Annotated in this window: 13 protein-coding genes and 3 pseudogenes; 4 read left to right on the top strand and 12 right to left on the bottom strand. The window is 68.6% G+C overall.

Translation table 11 applies throughout. The features are described from left to right. Positions 1-6: 6 nt before the first annotated feature. The 7 genes from OHT21_RS32665 to OHT21_RS32635 all read right to left on the bottom strand — a co-directional run bounded on the left by OHT21_RS32665 (position 7) and on the right by OHT21_RS32635 (position 8,439). Entirely contained in the window at positions 7-1,548 is a 1,542-nt protein-coding gene (locus OHT21_RS32665) for a glycoside hydrolase family 32 protein (RefSeq protein WP_328771857.1), read from the bottom strand. Next, entirely contained in the window at positions 1,545-2,681 is a 1,137-nt protein-coding gene (locus OHT21_RS32660) for an ATP-binding cassette domain-containing protein (protein ID WP_328771856.1), read from the bottom strand. Before OHT21_RS32660 ends, OHT21_RS32665 begins: the two co-directional genes overlap by 4 nt. Further along, the gene (locus OHT21_RS32655) at positions 2,678-3,643 is read right to left on the bottom strand and encodes an ABC transporter ATP-binding protein (protein ID WP_328771855.1); all 966 of its coding nucleotides are present in this window, start codon (positions 3,641-3,643) and stop codon (positions 2,678-2,680) included. The genes OHT21_RS32660 and OHT21_RS32655 overlap by 4 nt, the downstream gene beginning before the upstream one ends. Positions 3,644-3,646: 3 nt before the next feature. Next, entirely contained in the window at positions 3,647-4,567 is a 921-nt protein-coding gene (locus OHT21_RS32650; protein ID WP_328771854.1) for an ABC transporter permease, read from the bottom strand. 14 nt (positions 4,568-4,581) lie between these two features. After that, complete coding sequence (locus OHT21_RS32645; RefSeq protein ID WP_328771853.1) at positions 4,582-5,559, bottom strand: ABC transporter permease; 978 nt, start codon at positions 5,557-5,559, stop codon at positions 4,582-4,584. 99 nt (positions 5,560-5,658) lie between these two features. Further along, a complete protein-coding gene (locus tag OHT21_RS32640) occupies positions 5,659-7,341 on the bottom strand; it encodes an ABC transporter substrate-binding protein (RefSeq protein WP_328771852.1) in 1,683 nt (560 codons plus the stop codon). 75 nt (positions 7,342-7,416) lie between these two features. After that, positions 7,417-8,439 (bottom strand): LacI family DNA-binding transcriptional regulator, encoded by a 1,023-nt coding sequence (locus tag OHT21_RS32635; protein ID WP_328771851.1) that lies wholly within the window; start codon positions 8,437-8,439, stop codon positions 7,417-7,419. Between the two features lie 364 nt (positions 8,440-8,803). Between OHT21_RS32635 and OHT21_RS32630 the strand changes: the two genes are divergently transcribed. From OHT21_RS32630 to OHT21_RS32620, 3 genes and pseudogenes are all read left to right on the top strand, one after another. Then, positions 8,804-9,427 (top strand): TetR/AcrR family transcriptional regulator, encoded by a 624-nt coding sequence (locus OHT21_RS32630; RefSeq protein ID WP_328771850.1) that lies wholly within the window; start codon positions 8,804-8,806, stop codon positions 9,425-9,427. 173 nt (positions 9,428-9,600) lie between these two features. Next, entirely contained in the window at positions 9,601-11,853 is a 2,253-nt protein-coding gene (locus tag OHT21_RS32625; protein ID WP_328771849.1) for an MMPL family transporter, read from the top strand. A gap of 133 nt (positions 11,854-11,986) precedes the next feature. Then, positions 11,987-12,223, top strand: a pseudogene (locus OHT21_RS32620) (ArsR family transcriptional regulator); the annotation flags it as partial. A gap of 144 nt (positions 12,224-12,367) precedes the next feature. Here the strand turns inward: OHT21_RS32620 and OHT21_RS32615 are convergent. Further along, a pseudogene (locus OHT21_RS32615) lies at positions 12,368-12,748 on the bottom strand (3-keto-disaccharide hydrolase); the annotation flags it as partial. A 46-nt stretch (positions 12,749-12,794) separates the two neighbouring features. Then, on the bottom strand, positions 12,795-14,117 hold the full coding sequence (locus tag OHT21_RS32610) for an RNA-guided endonuclease InsQ/TnpB family protein (protein WP_328771848.1): 1,323 nt from the start codon (positions 14,115-14,117) through the stop codon (positions 12,795-12,797). Positions 14,118-14,140: 23 nt separating this feature from the next. Between OHT21_RS32610 and tnpA the strand changes: the two genes are divergently transcribed. Next, complete coding sequence (tnpA, locus tag OHT21_RS32605) at positions 14,141-14,572, top strand: IS200/IS605 family transposase (protein WP_328771846.1); 432 nt, start codon at positions 14,141-14,143, stop codon at positions 14,570-14,572. 96 nt (positions 14,573-14,668) lie between these two features. On the opposite strand, the pseudogene OHT21_RS32600 reads toward tnpA, so the two are convergent. The 3 genes and pseudogenes from OHT21_RS32600 to OHT21_RS32590 form a co-directional block, all read right to left on the bottom strand. Further along, a pseudogene (locus tag OHT21_RS32600) lies at positions 14,669-16,612 on the bottom strand (PA14 domain-containing protein); the annotation flags it as partial. A gap of 373 nt (positions 16,613-16,985) precedes the next feature. Next, entirely contained in the window at positions 16,986-17,381 is a 396-nt protein-coding gene (locus OHT21_RS32595; protein ID WP_328771845.1) for a nuclear transport factor 2 family protein, read from the bottom strand. Positions 17,382-17,484: 103 nt separating this feature from the next. Next, entirely contained in the window at positions 17,485-18,345 is an 861-nt protein-coding gene (locus tag OHT21_RS32590; RefSeq protein WP_328771844.1) for a helix-turn-helix transcriptional regulator, read from the bottom strand. Positions 18,346-18,410 lie beyond the last annotated feature (65 nt).

Raw genomic sequence — 18,410 nt, 5'->3', positions numbered from 1 at the left:
AGGCCGTCACGGCCACAGCGGCCGGGGCCCTTCTGTGAAGGCCGACGCCATCTGCCAGGCGTCGAACCGCTCCAGGGCCACATCGCCGACGGCACCGATGCCCACGCCCACGGCCTCGTCGGGGCGGGTGGGGTAGATACGGGCGGCCAGCGGACGCCCGTTCGCGAAGATCTCCAGTGCGGAGTGGTCGACGAGGACGCGCAGGTCCACGCGGCCGTCGTCGTCCAACGACAGCTCGCCGTAACGGGGTTCGGTGTCGACCGTCGGGTCGAGGCTGCTGGCTTCGCGGTGCAGGCGGAGGGTGCCGCGCGTTCCGACGTACGGCCTGCTCACCTCCACGACCGTGCGCTCCGCACCGTCCGGTGTCTCGCGGACCACGAGCCGGGCGGTGGCTCCGGGGGCGAGGCTCAGGGTCACCTCGATGTCCAGCTGGTCTCCGCGTACGCCGTGCAGCGGGGTGTACGGGTCGGCCAGCGGGCCGGGCGCCACCTCCGCGCGCTCCCGCCGCAGTTCGGTCAGTTCGGGCACCGGGGCCTGGTGCAGGCGGCCGTCCGTGCCGAGCGTGACGCCCCTCGGCACGGACATCGCACCGCACCAGCCGGCCTGTGCGTTCGCCTCGTCCGTGCGCCCTTCCTGGAGCCAGCCGAACATGATGCGGCGGCCGTGCTCGTCGCGGGTGGACTGGGGGGCGTAGAAGTAGCGGCCGCCGTAGTCGAGGCGGTGGAGGGCGGTCGGGGTGAAGGTGTCGCCCTGGTAGCGGCCGGTCCAGTACAGGGGGTGGTGGGTGGTGCCTTCGTCCCAGGCGGAGAAGACGAGTACGTCGGTGCCATCGCCATCGCCATCGCCGTCGCTGTCGCCGATGCCGAACAGGTCGACGCACTCCCACATCGTGCCGGTCCAGTCGAGCTTGCCCCGGTTCTGGGAGGCGTCGCCGGTCAGGAGGGGGCCGACGTATCGCCAGGTGCGCAGGTCGTCCGACTCGTAGAGGAAGGCGGTTCCGCCGACGCCTCGGATGCCCGAGCCGACCAACTGCCGCCATACGCCGCCTTCCCGCCAGACGCAGTGGTCGCGGAAGGCGGTGGTGTCGACGCCCTCGGGCGGGGCGGTGATGACCGGGTTGGCCCGGTCCTTCGTCCAGTAGCGCAGGTCTGCCGATCCCCTTGCCACGCAAGGGAGTTCGCGGTCTTCGTGCCTGCCGGAGTAGACGAGCGTGGGCACTCCCCCGTCGTCGACGAGGACGCCGGACCAGCAGCCGTCGCGGTCGGGGCCGTCGGTGCCGGGGACGAGGGCGACCGGTTCGTCGGTCCAGTGGACGAGGTCGGTGCTGGTGGCGTGGCCCCAGTGGATGCGGTGGTGGGCGGCTGCCAGGGGGTTGTACTGGTAGAAGAGGTGGTAGACGCCGTTCCAGTGGGTCAGCCCGTTGGGGTCGTTGAGCCAGCCGCCGGGCGAGGTGAAGTGGAAGCGGGGGCGGTGGGGGTCGCGCAGGGCGCGCTCGGCCAGCCCCTCGGCGACCGGAGTGCCTGAGGGGAGGGTGAGGTCGTGGGTCATGCGGCGGTGGTCTCCGCTTTCTCGGTTGCGTCGGTAGCGGCCGTGGCCTCGCCGTCCGGTTGGTCGGTGGCCTTGAGGACGCGGCGGGCGATGTCGGAGGCGGGTGCGCGCAGGTGGCAGCGCACCCAGTGCGGCTGTCCTCCCCCAGCCTCCGGCCGGGGGGACCCCCATCTCGCTTCGCTCGCCTCGCCGACGATGTGGCGGACGGGGTCGGTACGGCTGCATGTGCCGTCGTCGCCGTATGGGCAGGACGTGGGGTTGAGGATCGCCTCCCGGAGGCGGGCGCGCTCGACGGGGTCGTAGCTTCCGGCCCGTTCGGGGTCGGGTACGGCGGACAGGAGCAGGCGGGTGTAGGGATGTGCCGGGGCGTCCATCACCGCCAACGCGTCGCCGCCCTCTACGAGTTCGCCGGCGAACATCACCATCGTGGTGTCCGCCAGGTAGCGCGCGGAGCCCAAGTCATGGGTGATGTAGAGCATGGCGATGTCCCGCTCGTCGCGCAGGCGGCGCATCAGGTTGAGTACGCCGACGCGTACGGAGACGTCGAGCATCGAGGTCGGTTCGTCGGCCAGGATCAGGTGCGGCTCCACCGCCAGCGCGCGGGCGATGGCGACGCGCTGGCGCTGGCCGCCGGAGAGTTCGTGCGGGTAGGACTGGAGCATGTCCTCGGTCAGGCCGACCGTCGCCATCAGCTCGCGCAGCGCGTCGCGGGTGGCGGAGTGGCCGTGCAGGACGAGGGCGCGGGTGAGGAAGTGCTCGATGCGGTGGACCGGGTTGAGCGAGCCGAAGGGGTCCTGGAAGACCATCTGGACCTTGCGGCGGTACGTCCGTGATGCCCGCCTCCGCTCGGTGCGCAGGACATTCTCGCCGTCGAGCAACACCTCGCCGGAGGTGGGCTGTTCGAGGCGTGCCAGGCAACGGGCGATGGTGGACTTGCCGCTGCCGGACTCGCCTACCAGGGCAGTGATGCGGCCGGCGGGGAGGTCGAAGGAGACGTCGTTGACGGCTCGGACGCGGCGGCGGGAGAAGACGGTGCCGACCTGGAAGTCCTTGGTGAGGCCTCGTACGGAGAGGAGAGGTGCGGTCGGTTTGGTCGGTGCGGTCGGGTTGGTCGGTGCGGTCGATTCGGTCATCGGGTGGCTCCTTGCGGACTGCGGGCCGTACTGCGGGCCACCCAGCGGCCGGGCGCGACCTCGCGCAGGTCGGGGATGTTCATGGAGCAGTCCGAGCGGTCCTCGGGGCAGCGGACGTGGAAGCCGCAGCTGTCGGCGGTGCGCGGGGCGTCGAAGAGGCCGGTGAGTTCCCGGCGCGGGCCGGTCAGCGGCGGGAAGGCGTTCATCAGTGCCTCGGTGTACGGGTGGAGCGGCTTCGCGAACAGATCCTTGGCGTCGGCGAGTTCGACGATCCGTCCGCCGTACATCACGCCCATGCGGTCCGACAGCTCGACCATCAGCGACATGTCGTGGGTGATGAACAGGATGGAGAAGCCCAGCTCCCGCTGAAGGTCGCGGATCTGCGCCATGATCTCCTGCTGCACGACCACGTCGAGCGCGGTCGTCGGCTCGTCCATGATCAGAAGCCGGGGGCGGAGCGCCACGGCCATGGCGATGACCACGCGCTGGCGCATCCCGCCGGACAGCTGGTGCGGGTACGCCTTCAGCCGCCCGGGGTCCATCCCCACCAGCTCCAGCAGCGCGCCCGCCTTCTCCCGCGCGGCCCGCTTCTTCAGCTTCTCGTGGGTGGTGAAGATGTCGACGATCTGCTCGCCGATGGTCAGGACGGGGTTGAGCGAGTTCATCGCCGACTGGAAGACCATGGCGATCTGCCGCCAGCGGAAGGCGCGCAACTCCCGTGCGTCCAGAGCGAGGACATTCCCGCCGTCGAAGCGGATGCTGCCCGCGGTGATCTCGGCCGGGGGCTTCAGCAGCCGCATCACCGCGTTGGCGATGGTCGACTTGCCGCAGCCGGATTCGCCCGCGAGGCCGAAGATCTCACCTGAGCCGATCTGGAACGACACGTTGTCGGCCCCGACGACCGTACGGCCGTCGCCGCCGTACTCGACCCGGAGGTCACGCACCTCAAGTACGGGTTCCATGGCTCAGCCCCTCCTCTCACGGCGGGCACGCCGGTTGCGCAGCCTAGGGTTGGTGATCTCGTCGACCGCGTAGTTGACCAGCGCCAGCGCGAAGGCGACGAGGGCGATGCACAGTCCGGAGGGGACGAAGGCCCACCATGTGCCGGTCATCAGGGCGCCGTCGTTGCTCGCCCAGTACAGGTTGGTGCCCCAGCTGACGACGCTGCTGTCGCCGAGGCCGAGGAACTCCAGGCCGGCCTGGGCGCCGATGCCGAAGATCACGCAGCCGAGCAGCGTGGTCATCACCACGGACGCCATGTTGGGCAGGATCTCGCGGAACATGATCCGAAGTGGGCGCTCTCCGGTGACGACGGCGGCGGCCACGAAGTCCTTGCCGCGGATCGACTTGGCCTGGGCGCGCAGTACCCGGGCGGAGCCCGCCCAGCCGGTGACGACGAGCACCAGGATGACGGTGGAGGTCCCGGGCGGGAGGAACGCGGCCAGGATGATGAGCAGCGGCAGTCCGGGCAGCAGCAGGAAGACGTTGGTGACCAGGGTCAGCGCGTCGTCCACGATGCGGCCGAAGTAGGCGGATGCGAGGCCGACGAGGATGGCGACGCCGGTCGCTGCGAGCCCCACGGTGAACCCGACGAAGAGGGAGCTGCGCGCGCCCCACAGGGTGAGGGCGAGTACATCCTGTCCCTTGGCGGTGGTACCGAGCAGGTGGCCGGCCGAAGGGGCCTGGCTTCCCGTGGAGTTGATGAGTGACGGGTCGCCCGGGGCGAGGACGGGAGCGAGCAGGGCGAGGAGCGCGAAGAGGGTGAGCAGGACCAGTCCCGTCAACGCCTTCTTGCTGTCGATGAGTTGGCGCAGCAGTCCGCGTCGGCGGGAAGGGCGTGCGGGAGCTGTCGGCGTGGTGGCCTTCGCGATCTCGATGGTGGTCATGTCGGCAACCCCCTTCAGCGGACGCGGACGCGCGGGTCGAGGCGGACGTAGACGAGGTCGACGAGGAAGTTCGCGAACAGCACCGCCGCCGTGAGCGTCAGGAAGATGCCCTGCATCAGCGGGTAGTCCAGGCCCTGGACTGCCATCAGCAGTTGGTAGCCGATGCCGGGGTAGGCGAACACGACCTCGGTGAGCAGCGCGCCGCCGACGACGAAGCCCAGCGCCATGCCGAAGTTGGTGACGGAGGGGAGCAGCGCGTTGCGGGCGGCGTAGCGGAACATGATCCGCGAGGGCCTGAGCCCCTTGGCCTCGGCCATCGTGATGTAGTCCTCGGCTGCCGTGGCGATCATGGTGTTGCGCATGCCGAGCATCCAGCCGCCGATGGAGACCAGGACGATGGTGAGCGCGGGCAGCACCAGGTGGGTGGCGACGTTCGAGAGGAACTCGCCGTTGAAGCCGGGGGTGAGCCCGACGTCGTACGCGTGCCGCAGTGGGAACCATCCCAGGGTCACCCCGAACAGGTACAGCGCGCCCATCGCCAGCCAGAAGTACGGGAACGAGCCGACGAAGATCAGCAGGGGCGGGAAGGCGGAGTCGAGGACGCCGCCGCGCCGCCAGGCGGCGACGATGCCGAGCAGGTTGCCGGCCACGGCGGCGATGACGAGCGCGACACCGCCGAGCAGCAGGGTCCAGCCGATCTGCGAGCCGATCACCTCGGAGACCGGGGTCGGGAAGCGGGTGATGGAGATGCCGAGGTCGCCGGTGAAGACGCTCTGGACGTAGGAGACGTACTGCTCCCAGAGAGGGCGGTCGTCCAGGCCGAAGAGTTTTCGCAGTTGGGCTATCTGGTCGGGCTGCATCGAGCCCTGGGCCTGCGCGAACATCCGGGAGACCGGGTCGCCCGGCATGAAGCGCGGGAGAACGAAGTTCAGGGTGATGGAGGCCCAGAAGGCGAGCAGATAGAACCCCAGGTTGCGCAGGATCAGACGCACGGGTCGTGCTCCCTGTCGGTGGGGGTGAACGGGGGTGCGGTGCGCGGGGGCGGCCGCCGGGTCGGGGAGGAGGGCGGCCGCCGGTCCGCGCGGGGGGCGTCAGCCCTTGACGGGCTTCAGCGAGGTGAGCACGAGGATCGTGGTGCCGTTGCGGTTGCCGAGGGTGGCGTACGGGTTCTTCTCGGTGGGCCAGCCGGTGAAGCGGGCGTCCGTGTACGCGCCCCACTCGGGGCCGGTGAACAGCGGGACGACGGGCGCGTCCTCGTTGTACAGCTCCTGCAGACCGTTCATCTGCTCGCGCTGCGTCTTCTCGTCGGTGGCGGCGGCGAAGGCGTCGATGAGCTGGTCGGCCTTCTCGTCACCGAAGCGGTGGTAGTTCTCGGTGGCCTGCTTGCCGACGGGCTGGAGCATCTTGGTCGACATCACGCCGCGGTAGTACTCGTACGGGGTGGCGCCGTTGTTGCTCCACACGATGCCGCTGTCGAAGGTGCCGGTGTTGTACGACGACTGGACGGCCGACCAGTCGGGCGTCTTGACGGTGGCGGTGATGCCGACCTTCGCGAGGTCCTGCTTGATGATGTTGGCGACCGAGATCCAGTCGGTGGAGGCGGAGCCGACGGAGATGTCGAGCGTGAAGTCCTTGCCGTTCTTCAGCTTCCGCTTGCCGCCGCTCTCCTTGTAGCCGGCCGCGTCGAGGGCCTTCGCCGCCGCGTCGGTGTCGTGCTTGGTCCAGGTGCAGGAGGCGGCGAGGGAGGAGTCGCGCCAGTCGTCGTACGTGCGGGCCAGACCCGTACAGTCGGCGGGTTCTGCGTAGCCGTTCATCGCGACCTTGGTGATCTGGTCGCGGTCGACGGCCATGCTGAGTGCCTTGCGGACGTCAGGGTCGTCGAACGGCGCCTTTGTGGTGTTCAGCTGCCAGTTGATCATGGCGCCGGTGGCCGGGAACCAGTAGTGGTTGTGCTTCTTGTCCTTGGCGACGAAGGACTTCTCGATGTCCGGGATGAACGACTGCGTCCAGTCCACCTCGCCGTTGGTGAAGGCCACGTTGGCGCTGTCGTTGCCGGAGAAGGCGAGCATCTGGATGCCGGCGATCCGCTGCTTGGCGGGCTGCCAGTAGTCGGGGTTCTTGCGCAGCTCGTACGACTGCGCCTGGAACTTGTCGATCTTGGTGTACGGGCCGGTGCCGACCGGGTTCGGGTTGGTGAACTTCGCCGGGTCCTTCACCTCGGACCAGATGTGCTTCGGCAGGATGTAGTGGCTGCCGATCTCGAAGAAGGCGGGCGAGAAAGGCTTGTTGAAGGAGAACTTCACCGTCTGGGCGTCGACCGCGGTGACCTTGTCGAGGTAGTCGTAGCCGCCCAGCACCTTCTTCTGGAGATCGAAGGTGTACACGACGTCATCGGCGGTCAGCGGCTTGCCGTCCGACCACTTCACACCCTCGCGCAGCGTGAACGTGAGGAACTTGCCGTCCTTGGCCTGCTCCCACTTGGTGGCCAGCCACGGGGTGTCCTTGCCGTCGGCCATGCTGTGGACCACCAGCGGCTCGTAGACGGCCTCCTTGGTCATGGGGGCGGCCTGCGGGGACAGCGGGTTGAAGTTGCGCGTGAACGTCGCCAGGTCTTCGCGCGGGATGGTGAGCAGCTGGTTGCCGGAGGTGTCACCGGCTCCGGAGGTGCCCGTGCCGCCCGTACAGGCTGACAGGACCAGGGCTGCGGCGGCGGTCGCGGTGGCGGCTCTCAGGACGGCTCGGGGCCGACGTGAGGGTATGCGGGAGGGTGCCATAATGGAGACTCTTTTCCTCTCTTCAACACACAGGGCGAAGACGGGGATGGGATTGCCCGGCGGACTGATTCGCGGTCAGACCGACGAGCGTTCGAGCAGCGGGCAGTCGATCGTCACCCGGTGGGTGTCGAGCGGCTGCCCCGCTGCGAGAGCGGCGAGCATGTCGACGCCCTTGGTGCCCATGGCCTCGAAGGGCAGGGCGAGCGTCGTGAGTTTCGGCCGCAGATAGGCGGCGATGAGTTCCTGGTTGTCGAACCCCACCACGGCCACGTCGTGCGGGATGCGCAGCCCACGTTCCTTGATCGCGTCGTACGCGCCCATCGCCATCCGGTCGTTTCCGCAGAACAGCGCGGTCGGCCGGTCGGCGGCGGGGCGGTCCAGCAGTTGGCAGGCGGCGGTGTAGGCGCCGTCGGCGGTGGCCCAGCCGGGGATGACGAGGGAGGGGTCGGGGGTGATCCCGGCCTCGCGCAGGGCACGCTCGTACCCCTCGCGCCTGCCGATGGCGGCCGGGATCTCCGGGTCGAGGTTGATGAACCCGATACGGGTGTGACCGGCGTCCAAGAGCCGGCGGGTGGCGCGGTGTCCGCCCGACTCCTCGTCGGGCAGGATGCACGGCAACTCCCCTTCCGCGTCATAGCAGTTGACGAGCACCGTCGGCACCTCGCGGGCGACCTTCGGCAGAGTGACGGCCCGGTGCCAGGTCGTGGCGTACAGCAGCCCTTCCACCCGGTGCTCCAGCATCTGGTCGAGCGCGGCGGCCTCCTGGGCGGGGTCGCCCTCGCTCGCGGCGATCAGCAGGAACCTGCGGTCGCCCCAGGCGCGGCTCTGCGCACCCGTGATCACCTCGGCCGCGAAGGGGCCGGTCACGATTTCGGTGATCAGTCCGAACCATCCGCTGCGGTTGGCGGCGAGCGCCCGTGCCCCGGCGTTGGGCCGGTAGCCGAGCTCGTCTATCGCCTCCAGGATCCGCCGACGGGTCTCGTCGGGGATGGCGGCACCGGGCTTGTCGTTGAGGACGAAGGAGACCGTGGTCCGCGAGACGCCCGCAGCGCGTGCCACGTCGCTCATGGTCACGCGACGCGTCTTGTTCGTGGCCACTTTCGGTTCCCTTCGGCCGGCCGGAGACGCGGCGGCATCTCCGGTTTCGCGCTTTAATAACGCGCGTTACTACCGTGTGGCTGGGAAGTTACGTCCGTCTTGAGCGGCATGTCAATACCTGTGCGGGGGCTGGAAGCGGACAGCCTCAGGACACCAGGGGCCGCGCAGGGGACTTCGGGGGCCGGGGCGCGCGGCCGGCGAAACGTACGCACCCGTCGTTCAGCGGGAACTGACCCGCGCGGCCAAGGACCGGACCTCAGCGGCCGCGCCGCCGGCACGGCATCCGCCGGCATGGCATCCGTCTGTGTGCGACCCGACTTGTTCGTACGACTTGTTCATGGGACTCAGTCGATATGATGCCGTCATGGCTCACGTTCCCGCGGCCGAGCGCCGCCCCCAGCTGATCAAAGCGGCCATCGACTTCATGACGAGGGAAGGAGTCGCAGCCGGGAGTACCCGTGCCATCGCCGCCGAACTGGGGGTGGCCCAGGCCACGGTGCACTACACCTTCGGCACGAAGGAAGGGCTGTACCGCGCCGTGATGCAACAGCTCGCGCAGGATCTGATCGCCCAGGTCGAGGCGGCCGCGCCGGCCGACGCCGGATTCGAGGAGACGGTCAGCACCCTGGCCGCCGCCCTCTGGCGCACGGTGCGCGAGCAGCCCGCCAGCCATCAACTCCTCGCGGAACTCACCCAATTCGCGCTCCGCACCCCCGCCCTGAGCGAGGCACTCGAGAACCACCACCGAGGGGTGCACGAGCTGACGGCACGACTGGTGACCGAGGCAGCCGAGCGCACCGGGCAGCCACTCGCCCAGCCCGCGGAAACGATCGCGCGCTTCTTCCTCGCCGGCTTCGACGGCCTCACGATGCAACACCTCTCACTCCCCGACGAGGAGGCCGAACACACCTGCCTCCAGGCCTTCGTGTCCGCCGTGGTGGCCATGGCCGGCGGCCGGCTGGAGCTGGTGTCGATACCGGCGAACTGACGACACAGCACACGGGCTCGGGCGCCCTCGTACGCGTAGGCGTACGAGGGCGCCCGAGCCCGTTTTCCACGAAGGTGACTCACGCGACAGTCGTTCGACTTGTTCGCTCGACTTGAGCAAATGATAAAGTCGGCCCATCGACCAAGATTCCCCACCCACCTAGGGAGTTCGTCATGGCCGTACTGCTCCACCGGCTGGGCCTCAGCGCCTACCGGCACCGCAAACTGGTCCTGGGCATATGGCTCTTCGTCCTGGCCTCGCTCATCGCGTGCGTCAGCGTCTTCAGCGGCAAGCTCGACGACCGCTTCTCCGTGCCCGGCACCGAGTCGCAGCGTGCGCTGGACAGCCTGAGCAAGACCCTTCCGGAAGCCTCGGGCGCCAACGCCCAGATCGTCTTCACCGCCCCCGAGGGCCACCGGATAACCGAAGCGCCCTACGCCGCGACCATCTCCCGGACCGTGACGGCGGCCGAGAAGGCTCCCCAGGTCAGCGCGGTCGCCGCCCCCCGCGCCACCGGCGCCGTCTCGGCCGACGGAACCACGGCGATCGTCCAGGTCCAGTACCCGGTGCAGAACGCGGAGGTCCGTACCTCATCCGTGGACGCGATCGAGGACGCGGCCGAGGCGGCGGAGGCGGACGGGCTGAAGACCTCGGTCGGCGGTTCCGTCTACAGCAGCAAGGGAGTTCATGTCGGTCCGGCGGAGATCATCGGCGTGGCCGTGGCCCTGCTCGTCCTCGTCGTGACGTTCGGTTCGCTGCTCGCCGCCGGCATGGCGCTGCTGCCCGCGCTGATCGGTGTGGCGGTCGGCCTGACCGGGCTGTTGGCGCTGGCCCCCGCGGTGAGCATCTCGTCCACGGCCGTCACGCTCGCCCTGATGCTGGGCCTGGCCGTGGGCATCGACTACGTCCTGTTCATCCTCTCGCGCCACCGCCAGCAACTGGCCCGCGGAGCCGACCCGAAGGAGTCCATCGCGCTGGCCACCGGCACGGCCGGAAGCGCCGTGGTCTTCGCCGGCACCACCGTGATCATCGCGCTCGCCGCCCTGAGCGTCATCGGCATCCCGTTCCTGACCACGATGGGGCTCGGGGCCGCCGGAGCCGTACTCATCGCCGTACTGGCCGCGATCACCCTCGTACCCGCCGTCGCCGGATTCGCCGGCTCCCGGCTCACCCCCAAGCCCGGCAGCCGCGCCGCGAAGCGGGCCGCGGACACCGAGGGGGACGGCGGTCGCCCCACCATGGGCGCCCGCTGGACCAAGCTGGCCATCGCCAAACCGCTGCTGACAGTGCTGGCCGTCGCGGGCATCCTGGTGACCCTCGCCCTGCCGGCCACGGACCTGCGCCTGGCCCTGCCCGACAACGGCTCCGCCCCGCACGCCTCGACCGAGCGCAAGGCGTACGACACGATCAGCGACAAGTTCGGCGACGGCTTCAACGGCCCGCTTCTCGTGCTGGCCGAGACCAAGAACGGTACGAGTGCGGCGAGTTCACAGGCCGGCGCCCAGGTGGCCGAGAAGCTGCGGACCCTCAAGGACGTACAGGCCGTGCTGCCGCCCCAACCCACCAGCGATCCGGCACAGAGCGTCATCACCGTCTTCCCCAAGTCCGGCCCGGACAGCGTCCGCACCGATCAGCTCGTACGCGACATCCGCGCGACGGACGCCGACATCCGTGAGACCACCGGCGCCACCATCGCGGTCACCGGCACCACCGCCGTCAACATCGACATCTCCACCCGGCTCAGCGACTCCCTCCTCCCCTTCGTCGGCATCGTCGTCGGCCTCAGCCTGCTCCTGCTGATGATCGTCTTCCGCTCGCTGGTCATCCCCGTCAAGGCCGCCGTCGGCTTCCTGCTCTCGGTGGGCGCCTCGCTCGGCCTGGTCGTTGCCGTCTTCCAGTGGGGCTGGCTGGCCGACGTACTCGGTGTGCCCAGCAGCGGCCCCGTCGTCAGCTTCCTGCCGATCATCCTGATCGGCGTGCTGTTCGGACTGGCCATGGACTACGAGGTGTTCATGGTGTCCGGGATGCGCGAGGAATGGGCTCACACCGGCCGGGCCCGCCAGTCGGTCGTCGACGGTGCGCGGCACAGCGCACGGGTCGTCACCGCGGCCGCCCTGATCATGTTCACCGTCTTCGCCGGGTTCTTCCCGCTCGACGACGCCCTGATCAAACCCATCGCGTTCGCCCTCGCAGTCGGCGTGGCCATCGACGCCTTCGCCGTCCGCATGACGCTCGTACCAGCGGTACTCGCCCTCGCCGGACGGGGCGCCTGGTGGCTGCCGGCCTGGCTGGACAGGGTCCTGCCGGACCTCGACATCGAAGGCACCAGCCTGCAGAAGGCCACATCGGCGGACGACACGGAAGCCAAGGAAGCCGAGGGGGCCATGGAAGCCGAGGGGGCCAAGGAACCCCAGACCATCTCCTGAGCCCACCCGGGTACGTACGGATCCATCCGGTGGGCTCGCGGCGCCGGCCACATCACGAGCCCACCTCGAGCGGCACCGCCACCGCCCGAATCCCCACTCCCCTCCCCTCCTCAACTCTCCCCTAGGCGACCCAACCCAGCGCGAGCAGGCGCCGGCGGAATGGCGCCACGACGAAGCCTTCAGCGCCGTCGCCTACCTGACACCCGAAGAGATGAGCCGAGTCGCGGACACCATCCGACGGGCACTCACCCCCTACCAGGACCGCGAACAACGCCCCCTGGCACGGCCCGACGGCGCCCGACCGGTGGCCCTCATCACCCGACTGTTCCCCTTGCTTCCCCACGCGACGGACGAGACGGAGCAGGCTTGAATCCGAGCCGAATGCGAGAGCGTGCCGGAGCGCTGACTCGAACCGCCATGGCCGACTCCTCCACCGTTTCGGAGGAGGAGTCGGCCGCCGGACGATTGTCGAGCCCGTGTGAAGGGGCCGTCACCGGTAGCGGGATGCCGTTGGTCAATTCGGGTCGTGTGTCGGCCCGTTGACCGGTTCGATCCAGAGGTTTCTGAAGCGGACCTTGTTGCCGTGGTCCTGGAGACGGATAGCGCCCGCCGCGGCCGATTACGCATCGCCACCGCCGGTCGGGCCGTTCACCGCGACGTTGTCGTGGACCTTTCTTCCGTTCCACACCACGGTGATCCTGGCGTCTTCCGTCTTCTGGCCTGCGGCGTCGAAACGGGCCGCTCGGAAGACGATGTCGTACGTCTGCCAGGTTTCGGGTGCGGTGGCGGCGTTCAGGTCGGCGGCCTTCTTCTCGTAGATGGACGCGGCCTCGTTCGGGGCGAGTTGCTGCACTCCGAAGGAGTCCAGGATCTGGATCTCGTACCGGTCCTGGAGTTGAAGTGCTCTCCTTCCTTCGCAAGCTCAGGAAGGAGATTCCCGCCTACCTTGCGGCGGCGGGCTTGGCGCCACGGGTGCGCCTGACGACTGCCCTTCCGGCAGCCGGGATCGCCACGAGGCCGATCCGGTACAGGTGCAAGATGTTCCGGGCTGCGTTGTGGTCGGCGTTGCCTTCCCAGCCGCAGTCGGGGTTCTTGCATACGAACGTGGCCTGGTCCTCCCGGCTGCCGGGCGTGATGAAGCCGCACGTGGAGCAGCGCAGGGAGGTGCTCGGGGCGGGGACCTTGGCGAGGGTGCCGCCGTGGCGGGCGGTCTTGTATGTCAGCATTGTCACGGTGCGGCCCCATGCCTCTTGGCTGATGGAGCGGTTCAGGCCGGACTTCTGCGCGACGTTCCTGCCGGGTTCCTCGATGGTTCCCCTGGCGGACTTGACCATGTTCGTGATGTTGAGTTGTTCGACCACGACCGTGCCGTAGGTGCGGGCGAGGTGCGTTGTGGTCTGGTGCTGCCAGTCAACGGCGCGGCGCGTGGCTCTTGCGCGGAGCTGCTTGATCTGGTCGTAGGTGTTCCGCAGCCGGTTGGAGCTGCGCTCCTCCGGCTTACGGAAGGATTTGCGGTGTGCGGCCCGCTGTTCCAGGCGGAGCAGCTTGGCTTTCTCGTCCGGGTTCAGCCACTTGTCGCGGTCGGCGGTGCCGTCCGGGAGCCGGGGTGGCCGCCCGTGGTCCTGGTGGTTGCCGTCGGACAGGGCGAGAGGCAGGTTCACCCCGGCGTCGATGCCGACCTCGCCGCCGCCATGCGGTTCGGGCCTGGGCTGGAGGGTCTGGACGCGGAAGGCGATGTGCCAGCCGAGCGCGTCCTTGACCAGCCGCGCCCCGGTGATCCGGTTCTCCTTGTTCGCTGCCTTGCCCACCGGCAGATCACGGGTCCAGCGGAACCGGACGCGGCCGACCTTGGGGATGTTGACCATGCCCCACCGTCGGTGCACCCGCTTGATCTGGAGGTCGCGGCCCTGCGGGATGTCCACGGACATGACGGTGCGGATGCGGGCCTTGAAGGTGGGCTCCTCGGCCCGTTTGTCCCAGCAGTTCTTCCATGCCTGGACGTACGTCTTGAGGACCGCCTGCGCGGCCTGTGCGGGCAGCACCGCGTACCAGTCGATCTCCTTGCGGGCCTGACGCAGCGTCTGGTCCATGCGGGACAGCGACCTCTGGCACTTCGGTGTCATGGTCCACAGGTCGTGGAGCTGATTCCACATCGCCCGCGCCGCATGAGCCTGGTCGTCCACGAGCCGGGTCTGCGCAGGCGTCAGCGCCAGCCGGGCGCGATGCCCGAACTGCCGCTCCTCCAGCGCACGCTCCGTGGTCACGCGATCACTGTATCATTTGGTTTATGTCGCCACGCTGGAATCCAAATCCTGATGTACGCACCGGCCGTCACGTCGTGTACAACCTGCATGTCCACTTGGTGTTCGTCACCAGGTACCGGCGGAAGGCATTCACCGACGCCATGCTCAGCCGGTGTGAAGAGATCATGCGGGAGGTGTGCGCGGACTTCGAGGCCGAGCTGAAGCAGTTCAACGGCGAAGAGGGCTACGTGCACCTCCTGGTGCACTACCCGCCGAAGGTCCAGCTCTCCAAGCTGGTCAACTCCCTCAAGGGCGTCTCCGCCCGGCTACTGCGCAAGGAATACGACGCTCACGTCCGCCGGTATCTGTGGGGCGGCCACTTCTGGTCCGGCTCCTACTTCGCCGGATCCTGCGGCGGGGCACCGCTGACCGCCGTACGCCAGTACATCGAGAGCCAGGAGCGCCCCACAGGCTGACGACAACACTGCGGACCCGTGCGAACGGTGCGGGTCAGAGCAGTTCCGAGATGGCCTTCACCCCCGCCCTGAAGGGCGGAGCACCGGCCAAGATCAAAGATAGATGCCGCTGTTGCCGCGGTCCTGCCCGGTGACGTCGTCCGGCAGCTTCGGCACCCGGAATTCGGCGTGCAGTCTGAAGTCGCCGAAGGACCGTTTGGTGCGGAGGTCGCCGCAGCACACCTCGATGGAGTCCTCGGCGGTGTGCGGCCATTCGGCGCTTCGGCCGTCGGTGTGCTGCCAGGCGGTGGCGAGGCTGCCGCCGGAGAACAGGTCGATACGGCTGCCGGGTCTGCGTACGTCGATCATGTCGAGGTTGACGTGGCCGGTGTCCTCGGGCCGGTAGGTGTACGTGATGGTGTTGCGGCCTTTGCGGAGGTCGAGCCGCTCGGTGCTGGTGGACCAGCGGTTCCAGGCGCCGGTGGAGGGGAGGCTGGGGGTGACGCCGGCCTCCAGGCCCTGTGTGTGCCGGAACACCGCGCCCTGGTATTCGCCGTCCACCTTCTCCAGGTCGGCGCGCTGGATTCCGCCATAGGCGACATCGCCGAAGAGCATCTGCCCGGTGAAGGGCCCCTTCTTCAACAGCATGGGTGTGCTGGGTGAGTTGGCTATCTCGTTCTGCGGCAGCCAGAGCACCGGCTTGGTGACCGTGCGGTCGTCGAACGGGCCGTCCGGGTTGGTGTGGTGGTTGAAGAACCGGCCGGGTTTGATGTGCAGCAGCTTGGAGGAGGGCAGCCAGCCTCCCTGGTTGTCGGTGACGAAGAGCTCGCCCCCCGGACCGCGTCCGATTCCGTTCGGTGTGCGCAGGCCGCCGGCCAGGTAACTGACCTTCCCCGTCTTCTTGTTCACCTTGATGGTGGTGCCGCGGTTCGGGGCGGGCTGCGGATCGGTCGTCGCGCCGCCGTAGTTGATGGCGACGGACAGGTTCAGGTAGAAGTGCCCGTCCTCGTAGAGCAGTCCGAAGGCGAACTCGTGGAAGTTCCCTCCGTACGGCCACTCGGCGACCTTCCGGATCTCGCCCGCGGTGTTGTCGCCCTTGGTGTCGGACAGCTCGGTCAGCTGGTGCTTCTCCGAGACGTACAGCTTTCCGTCGACGTACTTGATCCCCATCGGCTCCTTCCGGCCGTCGGCGATCTTCTTGTACGTGACCTTCTCCGGACCGGTGTCACCCGTGACGTTGTCGAGGACGTACACCTCTCCCCGCGTCTCGTCGCTGCCGCCCCACGTGGTCACGGCGAGCCGGCCGCCCGGCATCCAGTCCATCGCGGAGACCTGTGGTTCGAAGCCCTCGGGGCGCAGATCGGTGAGGTCGTAGGCGGGGTTGACCGCGGTCAGCGGGAGGCCGTCGCCCGGGGTGTCGTAAGTGCCCTCGCACTCCTTGCGGCCGGGGGCGGTGACGCGGACGACGTCGGCGTCGGTGCTGAGAACGGAGTTCGGGACGAGGGTGAAGTCGTCGGCGCCCGGCGGCTTCCACTGGAGGGTGACCTGCTGTTCGCCACCGCGGTCGAAATGGTCGATGTGCAGGGCGTGGTAACCGGGCGTGAGGGTGATCTCGCCGTCCTTGGGCTCGGCGCCGTGCAGTCCGTCGTGGTCGATGACCTTCTGGTCGCCGATGAAGAGGCGGGAGCCGTCGTCGCTGATCAGGCGGAAGGTGTACGTACCGTCAGCGGGAACATTGATGTTGCCGATGATCTGCGACACGAAGTTGTCGGTGAAACCGAAGCCCTCGGTGGAGGACCAGTCGACGGTGGGGATCAGTTTGTCGACGTTGGGCGTCTGGGCGGGCTTGAGGTCGCAGAGTTCACTCAGCGGGGACTGGATGTCGAAGACGCGGAGGGTGAGGCCGGGTTCCTGGGGCGGCAGATCCGCGAACGGCTTGTCGTCCGCGCCGGCGGCGGGCGCCACGAGGCCTGCGGTGAAGAGGGCGGTGAGAAGTAACCCGGCGGTTCTTCGTGCTCTACGGCGGTTGCGGCGGGCCCTCGAAGACTTGCGTGGCGTCACTCTTCCTCCTGCTGGGCGCTGTGAGGCGATGCGCCGGGGGTGACCGGCGTCCGCGGAGTGGAGTTCGTGCACGTACGGGTGGCACGGCGGGGTTCCGCGGTGATGCACGCGGGTCCGCCGTACGAAAGCGACGCCCAGCGTACGAAGGAGAGTTGAGACCGTCCATACTTTGTCCCCAAAAAGGAGAAACCGAGCGCGAGGAAGCCAGCCCGGGCAGCGCCCGGTCCGCCCCCTGACACGCGAGCCCGACTTCGTGGCCGCACGAATCAGCCACAAGGATCAGAAACGGCGCAGGCACGTCGCTCGGTTCTCATGGGTCTCGACAACCACATGATCACCAGCGGAGGTGCCTGCACTGCTCTGCCCGGCGAGGCTACCCAGCCGCCTCAGCGGCCTCCTCGACGGTGTCCAGATAGAACCGCACCGACGCCAGCCGCCCGTCGCGGAGGCCATGGATGGCCGCACCACGCGCCAGGTACGGCATCCCGGCCTGTGTATTTCCGCGAATCTCCCACTCGCTCCAGATCTTGTCACCGTCCTCGACGGACTGCAGGACGGTCCCCACGAGGTCCGGAACGTGCGCGAAGAGTCCGCCCCAGTTCCTCCGGACGATCTCGCGACCGACGAAATTCCGCTCGGGATGGAGCGGAAGCTCCGAGACGAAGTCCTCGGTGAAGCAGTCGACGAATTCGTCCAGGTCGTGCGCGTTCATCGCCTTTTCCATGCGCTGCAGGATTTCCGTACCGCTCACCGAGTTCACCGTCTCCATCAATGGGGTTTACGACACTGCCGGCGGCCGGCTCGACTCCGGCTCGCAACTTGGCGCCGACCGGCCCACCTTGTCGATCAAGGATGGCAACGGGTCCCCGGGCCTAGCCTGGGCCAAACTGTCCCACCATCGAAGTGGGCCCGCGCCCCGCACCTCCGACGAGCTCCCTGAGCCGGCCGGCGTCCTCGGAACCCGGCTGAGCAGTGAAGACCATGGCCCGCAGATCGCTGTCACGAACCGTCAACAGGTCGCAGTCCAGGGCGATATCACCCACCTCGGGGTGACTGAGTACGGACTGGTCATCCTGGTGGGCAACGGCCCCCGCCCTGCTCCACAAGGTGGAGAACGACCGACTCGTACTCCGCAACTCATCGATCAGGGCGGCGAGGGTGTCGTCCGCGGGGTAGCGCAGTGACGCGGTCCGAAGCTCCGCCGCCAGCATCGCCTCGAACCTGGCCGCCTGATCGGCAGACCTGCGGACGCGACCGGACTCCGGATTGAAGGCGCGCCACGCGAGGTTCCGATCCCAGCTGTGTGACATCTGCTCCCCGCACGCCAGCGCCTCCCATGCGCTGTTCCAGGCGACCACCGTCCACGTCGCATCACAGACACACACCGGCGTGCCGTCAAGGCGCTCGAGCAGCCGTCGCGCGCCCGGACCTATGTCACGAGGGACCGGTCCGTCAGCGGGGGCGTGCCCCGCCAGCGCACAGAAATGCTCGTACTCGGCCCGGTCCACGCGTAACGCCCGGGCGAGGGAGTTCACGACACCGGCCGACGGGTGGCTCCAGCCCTGCTCGAGCCGTCTGATGTAGTCCGCCGAGACGCCGGCCAGGTCGGCAAGCTCCTCTCTGCGCAGCCCGCGAGTACGACGTCGGCCCTCTGCGGTGAGGGCAACCGCGGCAGGGTCGGTACTTTCACGCCGCGCCCGAAGTGCGGCACCGAAGAGATTGTGTTGCCTCATAGATCGAGTGTGGCTCACGAACGCCGCGCCACGGTACGGACGTTGGGCGCGTCCGGCTCGAAGCC

This window comes from Streptomyces sp. NBC_00286, assembly GCF_036173125.1.
GTDB lineage: Bacteria > Actinomycetota > Actinomycetes > Streptomycetales > Streptomycetaceae > Streptomyces.
The sequence above is the reverse complement of the archived record's forward strand: the minus strand, read 5'-3'. Positions and strand labels throughout refer to the sequence as shown.

Excerpts from the sequence above, each read along its gene's own strand:
- OHT21_RS32665 (WP_328771857.1), bottom strand. The coding sequence starts at position 1,548 with ATGACCCACGACCTCACCCTCCCCTCAGGCACTCCGGTCGCCGAGGGG.
- OHT21_RS32660 (WP_328771856.1), bottom strand. The coding sequence starts at position 2,681 with ATGACCGAATCGACCGCACCGACCAACCCGACCGCACCGACCAAACCG.
- OHT21_RS32655 (WP_328771855.1), bottom strand. The coding sequence starts at position 3,643 with ATGGAACCCGTACTTGAGGTGCGTGACCTCCGGGTCGAGTACGGCGGC.
- OHT21_RS32650 (WP_328771854.1), bottom strand. The coding sequence starts at position 4,567 with ATGACCACCATCGAGATCGCGAAGGCCACCACGCCGACAGCTCCCGCA.
- OHT21_RS32640 (WP_328771852.1), bottom strand. The coding sequence starts at position 7,341 with ATGGCACCCTCCCGCATACCCTCACGTCGGCCCCGAGCCGTCCTGAGA.
- OHT21_RS32630 (WP_328771850.1), top strand. The coding sequence starts at position 8,804 with ATGGCTCACGTTCCCGCGGCCGAGCGCCGCCCCCAGCTGATCAAAGCG.
- OHT21_RS32625 (WP_328771849.1), top strand. The coding sequence starts at position 9,601 with ATGGCCGTACTGCTCCACCGGCTGGGCCTCAGCGCCTACCGGCACCGC.
- tnpA (WP_328771846.1), top strand. The coding sequence starts at position 14,141 with ATGTCGCCACGCTGGAATCCAAATCCTGATGTACGCACCGGCCGTCAC.
- OHT21_RS32595 (WP_328771845.1), bottom strand. The coding sequence starts at position 17,381 with ATGGAGACGGTGAACTCGGTGAGCGGTACGGAAATCCTGCAGCGCATG.
- OHT21_RS32590 (WP_328771844.1), bottom strand. The coding sequence starts at position 18,345 with ATGAGGCAACACAATCTCTTCGGTGCCGCACTTCGGGCGCGGCGTGAA.